The 11881-nt window shown below is 32.8% G+C and carries 12 protein-coding genes and 1 tRNA gene; 12 read left to right on the forward strand and 1 reads right to left on the reverse strand.

Annotated features, from left to right (window positions below; all coding sequences use genetic code 11):
• Window positions 1-10 precede the first annotated feature (10 nt).
• The 3 genes from NZ698_RS04925 to NZ698_RS04935 all read left to right on the forward strand — a co-directional run bounded on the left by NZ698_RS04925 (window position 11) and on the right by NZ698_RS04935 (window position 2094).
• The gene (locus NZ698_RS04925; protein WP_263001972.1) at window positions 11-1426 is read left to right on the forward strand and encodes an efflux transporter outer membrane subunit; all 1416 of its coding nucleotides are present in this window, start codon (window positions 11-13) and stop codon (window positions 1424-1426) included.
• Between the two features lie 198 nt (window positions 1427-1624).
• Window positions 1625-1698, forward strand: a tRNA-Ala gene (locus NZ698_RS04930).
• A gap of 24 nt (window positions 1699-1722) precedes the next feature.
• On the forward strand, window positions 1723-2094 hold the full coding sequence (locus NZ698_RS04935; protein ID WP_263001973.1) for a hypothetical protein: 372 nt from the start codon (window positions 1723-1725) through the stop codon (window positions 2092-2094).
• 62 nt (window positions 2095-2156) lie between these two features.
• Here NZ698_RS04935 and NZ698_RS04940 read toward each other — a convergent pair whose 3' ends face one another.
• Window positions 2157-2807: a hypothetical protein gene (locus NZ698_RS04940; protein WP_263001974.1), complete on the reverse strand. Its 651-nt coding sequence runs from the start codon at window positions 2805-2807 to the stop codon at window positions 2157-2159.
• Window positions 2808-2957: 150 nt separating this feature from the next.
• Between NZ698_RS04940 and NZ698_RS04945 the strand changes: the two genes are divergently transcribed.
• The 9 genes from NZ698_RS04945 to hisC all read left to right on the forward strand — a co-directional run bounded on the left by NZ698_RS04945 (window position 2958) and on the right by hisC (window position 11880).
• Complete coding sequence (locus NZ698_RS04945; protein WP_263001975.1) at window positions 2958-3527, forward strand: C40 family peptidase; 570 nt, start codon at window positions 2958-2960, stop codon at window positions 3525-3527.
• Between the two features lie 125 nt (window positions 3528-3652).
• Window positions 3653-4465 (forward strand): 2,3,4,5-tetrahydropyridine-2,6-dicarboxylate N-succinyltransferase, encoded by an 813-nt coding sequence (locus tag NZ698_RS04950; protein ID WP_263001976.1) that lies wholly within the window; start codon window positions 3653-3655, stop codon window positions 4463-4465.
• 27 nt (window positions 4466-4492) lie between these two features.
• Window positions 4493-5659 carry a glycosyltransferase family 87 protein gene (locus NZ698_RS04955; RefSeq protein WP_263001977.1) on the forward strand — a complete coding sequence of 389 codons (1167 nt, stop codon included), beginning with the start codon at window positions 4493-4495 and terminating at the stop codon, window positions 5657-5659.
• A gap of 6 nt (window positions 5660-5665) precedes the next feature.
• The gene (locus NZ698_RS04960; protein ID WP_263001978.1) at window positions 5666-6595 is read left to right on the forward strand and encodes a glycosyltransferase family 2 protein; all 930 of its coding nucleotides are present in this window, start codon (window positions 5666-5668) and stop codon (window positions 6593-6595) included.
• A gap of 2 nt (window positions 6596-6597) precedes the next feature.
• Window positions 6598-7374 carry a polysaccharide deacetylase family protein gene (locus tag NZ698_RS04965; protein WP_263001979.1) on the forward strand — a complete coding sequence of 259 codons (777 nt, stop codon included), beginning with the start codon at window positions 6598-6600 and terminating at the stop codon, window positions 7372-7374.
• Window positions 7371-8468 (forward strand): glycosyltransferase family 4 protein, encoded by a 1098-nt coding sequence (locus tag NZ698_RS04970; RefSeq protein WP_263001980.1) that lies wholly within the window; start codon window positions 7371-7373, stop codon window positions 8466-8468. The genes NZ698_RS04965 and NZ698_RS04970 overlap by 4 nt, the downstream gene beginning before the upstream one ends.
• A gap of 247 nt (window positions 8469-8715) precedes the next feature.
• Entirely contained in the window at window positions 8716-9573 is an 858-nt protein-coding gene (hisG, locus tag NZ698_RS04975) for an ATP phosphoribosyltransferase (protein WP_263001981.1), read from the forward strand.
• Between the two features lies 1 nt (window position 9574).
• A complete protein-coding gene (gene hisD / locus NZ698_RS04980) occupies window positions 9575-10852 on the forward strand; it encodes a histidinol dehydrogenase (RefSeq protein WP_263001982.1) in 1278 nt (425 codons plus the stop codon).
• 2 nt (window positions 10853-10854) lie between these two features.
• The gene (hisC, locus tag NZ698_RS04985) at window positions 10855-11880 is read left to right on the forward strand and encodes a histidinol-phosphate transaminase (RefSeq protein ID WP_263001983.1); all 1026 of its coding nucleotides are present in this window, start codon (window positions 10855-10857) and stop codon (window positions 11878-11880) included.
• Window position 11881: the final 1 nt, after the last annotated feature.

The raw sequence follows: 11881 nt of genomic DNA on the forward strand, positions 1-11881 counted from the left end.
GATTTAAATAATGAAAAATTTATCAATAATTATAAAAGGAACTGCTTTTTCAGTGCTTACTGCGGTAGTAATTACTTCTTGTCATGTCAGAAAAGAATATGAAAGACCCACTGCTGTTGTAGATGAAAAACTGTACCGAACAGATATGCTTCCACAAGACAGTACAAGTATTGCCAATGTCTCATGGAAAGAGATTTTTACAGATCCCGTTCTGCAGAAACATATCTCAAAAGTTTTAGAAAATAATTTAGATATAAGAATCGCTTTGCAAAACATTAATTCTGCAGAAGCGTATCTTAGACAAAGCAAAGCTGCTTATCAACCCACACTTTCTGTAGGACCTGGATATACCTTTCAGACGCAATCGACCAATACACAGACAGGACAATTATTTGGCTCAAGACGTTATATCAATCAATTGGATATTACAGCATCATTAGCTTGGGAAGTTGATTTATGGGGGAAACTAAAATCTCAGGAAAAGGCTCAACTTGCCAATTATTTAGGTAGCGTAGCTGCACATCAGTCTGTGAAAAGCGAATTGGTGGCTTCTGTTGCATCCAATTATTATCAACTGTTGACTTTGGATGATCAGAAAAAGATCATTAATGAAACAATTGAAATTCGTGAGAAAAATCTGGAGACTACAAAATCTTTAAAAACAGCAGGGATTCTGACAGAAGTTGCTGTACAGCAAAGCGCTGCATTGGTTTACAATGCACAATCTTTGTTAATTGATATCGACACACAGATTCAGCTTTTAGAAAACACGATGAGTCTTTTGATGGGTGAACCTTCACAAACAATTGAAAGATCAACATTAGTCGCTCAAAAACTTCCTGAAAGTCTAGCTTTGGGTTATCCCGCTGCTTTATTGGCAAATCGTCCAGATGTAATGCAGGCTGAATTTAATTTAATGAATGCATTTGAACTCACTAATTCTGCAAAAGCACAATTCTATCCGACTTTAAGATTAACGGGTAGCGGAGGATTACAGTCATTGGATATTGACCACTTATTTAGTGTAAATTCATTGTTTGCTAGTATTGTTGGAGGATTGGTACAGCCAATTTTAAATAAAAGACAGATCAGAACAAATTACGAAGTAAGTTTGGCAAATAAAGAAACTGCTTATTTAAACTTCAGAAAAACCGTTCTTACAGCAGGAAAAGAAGTTTCGGATGCGATCAGAGTATTTTCTGTGCAGGATTCTTTTATTGATCTGAAAACGAAAGAATTAAATGCCTACAAAAACTCTGTAGAATATTCTCAGGAATTGGTAAATTATGGTATGGCAAACTATCTTGAAGTTTTGAATGCCAATGTAAATTCCCTGAATGCAGAACTGAATATTTCTAATGCTCAATACAGTAAAATGAAAGCCGCAGTAGACCTTTATCAGGCTTTAGGCGGTGGTTGGAAATAATTAATTAATATAAATTCTTTTTAAAACGTATGCTGTTTCGGTATACGTTTTTTTGTGTTTTTTCCGATGATATTCTTGAATAGGTGATTATTCTGTATTTATTTAAACAACTTCTTAAATAAAATTTAACAAAATATTTGCAAATATGGTTTAATTACTTACTTTTGTAGCGCTTCGTGTGAAAAGCACCGAAACAATGGGGAATTAGCTCATCTGGCTAGAGTGCGACACTGGCAGTGTCGAGGTGACGAGTTCGAGTCTCGTATTCTCCACATAAACAAAACTTTATCAAGGCTATGAAGAAACTTTTTTTACTTTTGGTGACTACTTTTTTATTAATCGGATGTACTGCAGATGACGAAACGATCTATGATTACATCGGAACCTGGTCAGGAACTTACACAGGAAGTGATAAAGGAGTGTGGAATTTCGTAGTAGCGAACGATGGTGACGTTACCGGAACCATGCATTCTGAAACTAATAATGAGAACTACAATATCTCTGGTCATTTGGATGCTTCAGGACAATTAACTGCAGAGCTAGGATTGCCTCAAGATGGGCAGTTTGTAGGAACATTAACTCTTGATAAGAAAGGAAACGGAAACTGGACGAATGCAGTACCAACGCCAACGAGAAGCGGTGCATGGACTGGTGAAAAGAATAAATAATTTTTCAATTATAAAATCAAAAACCTGTAAACATTTTGTGTTTACAGGTTTTTTTATGATATTTAGGCAAATCCCATACGGACAATTTCTCCTTCTTTTTTTAGAACAACAAAATGAAGTAAAGATTCTTCATCAGAAAAATGCTTCTCAAAAACATATTCGTTCAGCTGCTTTTCTACAAGTATCGTTTGTTTAAAATTTGTAGCTGTATAGCTTTCAAAATCAATACTTAAAGTCTCTAAAATAATCTCATCACTGTTTATATTTTTATCTAAAATTAAACTTTTATCCCATAAACCTATAGAAACTGACGCCAAGTTTTCAAGATTTTCGATAATTCCAAACTGAAATTTTTTCAGCAACTGAAATCCCGATTCTTTTTCAAGTCCGTTTTTGACAGATCTTTTTCCCTTTTCTGAAATGATATCTAAATCTTTAATTTCAGTCATCAACTTTGCAAACCTTTGATAGAGTAGGGCATCATCAGATTTTTTGATATAAATGTCCAGACATTGTCTTATAATCTTTCCAATTTTTGAACAGTGACCAAATTCCGAACTATTCTGACGCACTTTTTCGTAGGAAGCACTTTTCTTAAATGCATTTTTATTAAAACCGCTTTTTTTCCGAACGATATTTTTACCATTCAGATTATAAAAAATCAGATCTCCTAAAGATCCGTTCAGTTTTATTAAGCTTTCATATGTTGCCATTCATTCAATTAAGAACCAAATATACAAATTATTACTTAATACTATAATTATAACGTATAATTATAATATAGTTGTAGTATAGTTATAGTATAATTAAATTTTATTTACTAAATTTGTTTCTAAATATATTATACATTAAATCAATTGTTTATGAACTTAAAAAAAATACAGTTTAAGAAACCGGTAAATTATATTGTTATTTTACTGGTTTCTTCAATAGTTATATCTTGTGGAAGTTCAAAAAATATTGCGAAATCAAAATCCTCTTCAAGTAAAACAATTTCAAAATCCGAGAATTTGAGAAAACTCGATTCTAAGTTTGATGGTAAGATATCCGGTTCTGCAAAAGACATTATAAAAGATGCTGAGAAATATTTGGGAAGCCCATATAAATTTGCTGGCAACACATCTTCTGGTTTTGACTGTTCTGGGTTAACTACAAAAATTTTCGACGATAATGGTTTAAAATTACCAAGAAGATCATCGGATCAGGCAAATACAGGAAAAAGCATTGACGTAGAAGAAGTAAAACCAGGTGACCTGTTATTCTTTGCAACAGCAGGCGGAAACAAAGTTTCTCATGTAGGAATTGTACATACAATAGAAAATGGTGGCGAGATAAAATTTATTCATGCATCAACGTCAAAAGGCGTGATTATTTCTTCACTCAACGAAAAGTATTGGAACAAAGCTTATCTTCATGCACAGAGAGTTTTATAAATCAGACTTCAAAAATCTCATTTATTTTAAATAAAATAATGTTCAAATGATAAGTTTAAAGGGGTTTTGCACAACTTTTTTGTATATTTGGCGACATAATTATTAAACTGATTTAAACTTAAAACATGTCATTACAACAAACTATCGAAAACATCTGGGATAATAGAGATTTATTACAAAACGAAGACAGCAAAGCCACTATCAGAGAAGTTATTTCTCTTTTAGACTCAGGAAAACTTCGTGTTGCTGAACCTACAGAAAACGGATGGCAGGTAAACGAATGGGTAAAGAAGGCTGTAGTAATGTATTTCCCGATCCAGACAATGGAGACTATTGAAGTGGGTCCGTTTGAGTTTCACGATAAAATGCCTTTGAAAAGAAACTATGCTGAAAAAGGAGTGAGAGTTGTACCTCATGCAGTTGCAAGAGAAGGTGCTTTCATCGCATCGGGTGTAATTTTGATGCCTTCTTATGTAAATATCGGAGCTTATGTAGACTCAGGAACGATGGTTGATACTTGGGCGACAGTTGGAAGTTGTGCACAGATCGGTAAAAATGTTCATTTAAGCGGTGGAGTTGGAATTGGTGGTGTTTTGGAACCACTTCAGGCTGCACCGGTAATCATTGAAGATGATTGTTTTATCGGTTCAAGATGTATTGTTGTAGAAGGAGTTCATGTTGAAAGAGAAGCTGTTTTGGGAGCAAATGTTGTTTTGACAGCTTCAACAAAAATTATTGACGTTACAGGTCCTGAACCAATTGAAATTAAAGGGAGAGTTCCTGCACGTTCAGTGGTGATTCCTGGAAGTTATACAAGACAATATCCAGCAGGAGAATATCAGGTTCCATGTGCATTAATCATTGGTACAAGAAAAGAATCTACAGATAAAAAAACGTCACTCAATGACGCTTTAAGAGAGAATAATGTTGCGGTTTAATCATAAATAACCTAATACTAAAAAACCTTGAAAGAAAAATTTTTAAAGTTTATATTAAACCCCAAGTATATATTTGGGGTTTATCTTATTATAGCAATCGTCACGGCGATTTCAAAATACTTTAGAGGTAACGCAATCAATAATTACCTCATTTTTAAGTACACATATTTCAATACGCTTCTTGAGAAAAATCTGTATCTGCAATATCCGGAACATTTTCAGGACTCCAATCATTACGGGATTTTCTTTAGTGCACTGATTGCTCCATTTGCTTTAATGCCCGATTGGCTCGGAATTTCTCTTTGGAATATTGCCAATACTTTCATTTTTATTTATGCCATTCATAAACTTCCTTTTTCTGATGGTAAGAAGGCATTATTTGCATTATTATGTTTACAGGAATTTATTACCGCAGCTTTGAGTTTACAGTTTAATATTGCTCTTGTCGGATTGTTGATGTTGTCAGCAACTTATATTTATGAAAAGAAAGAATTGAAATCTGCAGCCGCACTCATGGTTGGAGTTTTTGTGAAAATCTACGGAGTTGTAGGTTTATCACAGTTTTTCTTCATTAAAAATAAAACAAAATTTATCATCGCCGGAATCGTTATTGCGTTACTGTTTTTCGTTTTTCCGATGATTTATTCAAGTCCCGAATTTGTCATTCAGAGTTATAAAGATTGGTCAGTTTCTCTGGCAGAAAAAAACGGACAAAATCAAAGCTTAAATAGTTATCAGGATATTTCTCTTATGGGGTTTGTCCGAAGAATTTTAGGTGATGCCTCAATTTCAAATCTTGTATTTTTATCGTTTGGTTTGCCATTATTTGCATTGCCATATATCAGAATCAAACAATATAAAAATTATGCTTTTCAGTTAATGATTTTAGCATCTACTTTATTGTTTTTAGTGTTATTTAGTTCAGGTTCAGAATCTCCCACTTACATTATTGCAGTTGTAGGAGTGATGATTTGGTTCTTTTTACAGAAAGAAAGATCACCATTAATTATTGCGATGCTTATTTTTGTAATTATTTTGACGTGTTTTTCACCTTCAGATTTATTTCCGAAATCCATCAAAGTCAATTATATCGTTAAATATTCTTTAAAAGCGGTACCTTGCATTATCGTTTGGTTCAGAATAATTTATGAACTTATGACAAGAGATTTTGAAAAAGATTATAGCCTACAATAATGTAAAATGAAAAAAATATCTATTGTAATTCCCGCCTATAATGAAGAAGGAAATGTTGCGTTGATTCATCAGAAAATCAAAGAAGTTTTTTCTGAATTGCAGAATTATGATTTTGAAATTATTTTTGTAAACGATGGAAGCAGAGATCAGACTCAACAAGTACTTGAAGATTTATCCAATAAATTCAGCGAAGTCAAATTTATAGAATTTTCGAGAAATTTCGGACATCAACCTGCCGTAAAAGCCGGGATAGACAGTGCTTTAGGAAATGCGGTAATTTCAATGGACGGCGATCTTCAACATCCTCCTGAACTGATTCCAAAGATGATCCAGAAATGGGAAGAAGGATATGATGTAGTTTTGACAGTGAGAAAATATCCCAAAGAGATTTCTTTTTTTAAACGAAAAACTTCAGATTTTTTCTATAAAATTCTTTCCGGTTTATCTGATGTAAATCTTACAAAAGGAGGCGGTTCAGATTTCAGATTGATGGATGCAAATGTTGTAGAAGTTATGAGAAAATTCAATGAAGATGATTTATTTTTACGCGGATTAACAAGCTGGATGGGCTTTAAGCAAACTGCTTTAGACTTCACAGCATCTGAACGAGTTTCGGGAGAAAGCAGTTATAACTTAAAGAAAATGATCACCTTTGCTTTCACCGGAATTACTGCATTCAGTGTAAAACCTTTATACATCGCAGCATATTTAGGATTTCTATTTTCAGGTTTTTCGGTAATTGGCTACGCTGCATATGTCATTCATTCTTTTGTTACAAAAACAGAAATTTCAGGTTGGGCATCATTGATTATGACCATCGTTTTTTTTGGTGGTTTACAGTTGATTATTTTAGGAATTATTGGAATTTATTTAGGTAAAATTTTCAAACAAGTGAAAGCGAGACCCAATTATATTATTAAAAATAAAAACTTCTAAAAATGGTATTGTTAAGTTTTGACATCGAAGAATTTGATATGCCATTCGAATATCAAGGGAAAATTTCCTTTGAAGATCAAATTTCGATTTCTCAGATTGGCTTAGAAAGAATTCTGAATATTCTTAAAAAACATCATGCAAAAGCTACTTTTTTCTCAACCGTAGTTTTCGCAGAAAACAGCAAATCGCTTATTCAAAGATTACTTAGTGAAGGTCACGAGTTGGCTTCTCACACTTGGTTTCATTCCGAATTTGAAGTAAATCATTTAAAGGAATCCAGAGAAAAATTGCAGGATTTATTTTCTACAAATGTTACGGGATTAAGAATGCCCAGAATGATGCCTGTTGATAAAAAAGAAGTTGAAAAAGCCGGATATTTGTACAATTCATCTATAAATCCAACTTTTCTTCCTGGAAGATACAACAACCTGAAAGTTTCTCGAACTTACTTTAAAGAAGAAAGTGTCATACAAATTCCGGCTTCGGTTTCTCCCAATTTTAGAATACCTTTGTTTTGGCTGAGTTTTCATAATTTCCCGCTAAGTTTTTATAAAAAATTAGCTTCTGATACTTTGAAAAAAGATAATTATCTCAACATTTATTTTCACCCATGGGAATTTGCTGAAATTAAAAATTCTGAATTTAAACTTCCGGGATTTACCGTTAAAAACTCTGGAAATGAAATGGTTGAAAGGTTTGATAATTTCGTTGGCTGGTTAAAAAATAAAAATTACAAATTCGGAACGTTTCAGGAATTTCAAAAGCAGATAGAATCATGAAGATAGCTTACGACGCAAAACGTTTCTTTCACAATACTTCAGGATTAGGGAATTATTCAAGAGATTTGGTGAGAATGCTTTCAAAATATTTCCCTGAAAATCAATATTTTCTTCTAAATAAAAACAAGTCTGAAAGAGGAAATTCTATTGTAGAAAATTCTAATGTTCATTTTGTTGAAACATCAAAAGGAAACTTTTCGCGACAGCTGAAGATGGGAAAAGATGCTCAAAAACAAAACGCAGATATTTTCCACGGACTTTCCGGTGAATTGCCTTTAAAATGGGACAAAACTCCGATTAAAAAAGTAGTTACTATTCATGATCTTATTTTCATGCGATATCCGCAATATTATTCTTTTTTTGACAGAAAAATTCACTTTTGGAAGTTTAAAAAATCAGCCGAAATGGCGGATAAAATCATTGCGATTTCTGAGCAGACGAAAAGTGATATTATTGAATATTTAAAAGTTCCGGAAGACAAAATCGAAGTTATTTATCAAGGTTGTCATCAGTCTTTTAAAGAAAATCAGTCTGAAGAATTTATTCAGAAAACGAAAGAGAAATTTAATCTCCCTGAAAGATTTATCTTAAATGTCGGAACGATTGAAGAAAGAAAAAATCTTTTAAATATTGTAAAAGCAATCGACAAAACTGAAATTCCTTTAGTTGTTGTCGGAAGAAAAACAAAATATTTCGTCAAAATAGAACAGTACATCAAGAAAAATAAATTAGAAAAACAGATTCATTTTTTAGAAGGAGTTTCTATGGACGAGCTTGCTGTGATTTACAAATTGGCCGATATTTTTGTTTATCCAAGCTTTTTTGAAGGTTTTGGAATTCCCATTATTGAAGCATTATTTTCAAAAACGGTAACGATTACCAGCAACACAAGTTGTCTTCCCGAAGCTGGCGGAAAAGATTCAGTTTACATCGATCCAAAAAATTACTTAGATATTCAGTCAAAAATAAAATTTCTCTGGGCAAATGAATCTGAGAGAAAACGCCGTGCTGAAAAGGGTTTCGAGTTTGTTCAGAAGTTTAATGACGAAGCAATTGCAAACGAATTAATGAATCTTTATCAAAAAATTCTTTAAAAAATTCTTGGTCAGTTAAAAATTAGTTCTACATTTGTACCATAAATATTCAACAATGAAACCTAATTTTTTAACAGCACATCATTATCATCATCTCTGCTAAGACGGAATTGATTGATATTTGTGTTAAAGAAATATATTAATAATTTAAACCGTCTGAGTCTATAGACGGTTTTTTTGTTTCCTGAATTTTCCTCAGAAATCTCAATAATTACTTTCCATTTACTCAGACACAAGAAAAGTGAAAATGAGTAAATTAAAAATTGCAATCCAGAAAAGCGGTCGTCTTTATGAAGAATCTCTGCAGCTGCTCAAAGATTGCGGAATTTCTGTAAACAACGGCAAAGACCAACTAAAAGTTTCTGTAGAAAACTTCCCGATGGAAATTATGTATCTCAGAAATTCAGACATTCCTCAATATCTTGAAGATGGAGTAGTCGATGTTGCGATTGTTGGTGAAAATCTTTTAGCTGAAAAAAACAAAGAAATCGTGATTGTACAGCAATTAGGATTTTCAAAATGTCGTGTTTCTCTGGCCGTTCCAAAAGATATTGAAACTGACAATATTCAGTATTTTCAGGGAAAAAAGATTGCCACTTCTTATCCAAATACGCTTAAAAAATTTTTATCGAAAAATAATATTGAAGCAGATATTCACGTGATTTCCGGTTCGGTAGAGATTGCTCCTAATATTGGTTTGGCGGACGGAATCTGTGATATTGTAAGCTCTGGAAGTACTTTATTTAAAAACGGTTTACGAGAAACACTTACCATTCTAAAGTCTGAAGCCGTTTTAGCTAAAACTTCTCAACTCAGTTTTGAAAAAGAAAACATTCTTGAGAAACTTTTATTCAGAATCAAAGCTGTTCTAAAAGCAAAAAATTCAAAATATATTCTGATGAATGTTCCGAATGAAAAAATCACTGATATTTCAAATGTGCTTCCGGTACTGAAAAGTCCGACCGTAATTCCTTTGGCAGAAGCAGGTTGGAGCAGTATTCACTCTGTGATTGATGAAGAACGTTTTTGGGATGTCATTGATGAATTGAGAGAAAACGGAGCGCAGGATATTTTAATAATTCCAATCGATAAAATGGTTATTTAAGATGAATATACACCAACTTCCCAGTAAAAATAGCTGGAACGAACTGATAAAACGTCCGGTTTTTAAAAGAGAAGAAATTTCTGAAATCGTTTCAGGAATTTTCGATGAAGTACAAAAATTTGGCGATAAAGCATTGTTTGATTTCAATAAAAAATTTGATTCGGTTGAAATAGAAAATCTTCTTGTTTCAAAAAATGAAATTGAAAATTCTTCAAATTTAATTTCAGAAGAATTAAAAAATGCTATTCAACAGGCAAAAAAAAATATTACAAAATTTCATGGATCTCAAAATACTGAGATTCAGAAAATTGAAACAACGAAAGGAGTGATTTGCTGGAGAGAAAATCGCGCCATCGAAAAAGTCGGAATTTATATTCCAGGTGGAACTGCACCTTTGTTTTCGACAGTTTTAATGCTTGCAATTCCTGCGCAATTGGCTGGTTGTAAGGAAATTATTCTTTGCACACCACCAGACAAAAACGGACAAATAAATCCTGCGATTCTCTACACTGCACAACTTTGCGGAATCACTCATATCTTTAAAATCGGTGGAGCTCAGGCAATTGCAGCAATGACTTTTGGTACAGAAACCATTCCTAATGTTTATAAAATTTTTGGTCCGGGAAATCAATTTGTCGTTGCAGCAAAAGAACTGGCTCAGAATTTCGGTGTTGCGATCGATATGCCTGCAGGACCGAGCGAAGTTTTAATCATTGCAGATGAAAATGCAATTCCTGAGTTTTGTGCGGCAGATCTTCTTTCACAGGCAGAACACGGAAGTGACAGTCAGGTGATTTTTATTTCGATCGATCTTAAAACTTTAAATGAGACTGTTGATGAAGTTAAAAAGCAGATTAAAAATCTCCCAAGAAATGAATTTGCCCAAAAATCTTTAGACAATAGCCATTTTATTTTAATTAAAAATATCGAAGAAGCCTTAGAATTCAGCAATTTATACGCTCCAGAACATTTGATTCTAGCAATTAAAAATTTTGAAAATTATATTTCTTTAATTCAAAATGCAGGTTCAGTTTTTCTCGGAAATTACTCCTGTGAAAGTGCAGGAGATTATGCAAGCGGAACCAACCACACTTTACCGACGAATGGTTTTGCTAAAAATTACAGCGGAGTTTCCTTAGACAGTTTTGTGAAGAAAATTACGTTTCAAAATTTATCAAAAGACGGACTTCAAAATTTAGGTAAAACCATAGAAATAATGGCAGAAGCAGAAGGTCTAATTGCTCACAAAAATGCCGTTTCAATCAGATTAAAACAATAAAAATGACAACAATAAATATCAATAGGTTTGTTCGAAAGAATATTTTAGAACTTCAACCTTATATCAGTTTCAGAGATCAGAATGAGTTTACCAATCCTGTTTTGATGGATGCCAATGAAAGTCCGTTTGGTGAATTCAACCGTTATCCGGATTCTACTCATCAGAAAATCCGAAATCAGATTTCTCAGTTAAAGAACATTTCTTCCACTCAAATTTCAGTCGGAAACGGAAGTGATGAATTGATCGATTTGATCATCAAAATCTTCTGCGAACCAAAAAAAGATTCGATTTTAATGATGAATCCTTCGTTTGCAATGTATGGTTTTTATGCATCAATCAATGAAAATTCAGTTTTAACACTTCAGTTAGACGAAAATTTTGAAATTCAGAAAGAAGATTTTTTAAAAACAATTAGAGAAAATCAGCCTAAAATTTTCTTTTTATGTTCGCCCAACAATCCAACCGGAAATTCAATTAGTGACATTGAATTTTATATCGAAAATTTCAATGGAATTGTAGTTGTAGATGAAGCTTATATTGAATTTTCAGATGAAAGATCAGCAATCGAATTCATAGAAAAATATCCTAATCTGATTGTCCTGCAAACATTTTCAAAAGCGTGGGGAATGGCTGGAGCAAGAGTCGGAATCGCTTATTCTTCGGAACAGATCACTCAATTAATTTATACTGTTAAAGCTCCTTATAATGTCAATTCTTTAAGCCTAAATTTAGTTTCAGAAAGTCTTGAAAGTGTAAACAAATTTCAGGATAATTTGGAACAGATCATTGCAGAAAGATCTTGGCTGAAGGAAGAATTTAAAACGATTAACAGCATCGAAAAAGTTTTTCCAACCGAAGCTAATTTTTTTCTTATCAAATTTAAAAATGTCGAAACTGTTTATCAAAAATTGTTGGAAAGTGAAATTTTAACCAGCAAAAGATTTCCTCAAATTCCGAACTGTATCAGAATAAATGTTGGAAAAAGAGAAGAAAATATCCAATTAATTAATGCTTTAAAAAATATTTAAA

This window comes from Chryseobacterium edaphi, assembly GCF_025628985.1.
GTDB classification, from domain to species: Bacteria; Bacteroidota; Bacteroidia; order Flavobacteriales; family Weeksellaceae; genus Chryseobacterium; species Chryseobacterium edaphi.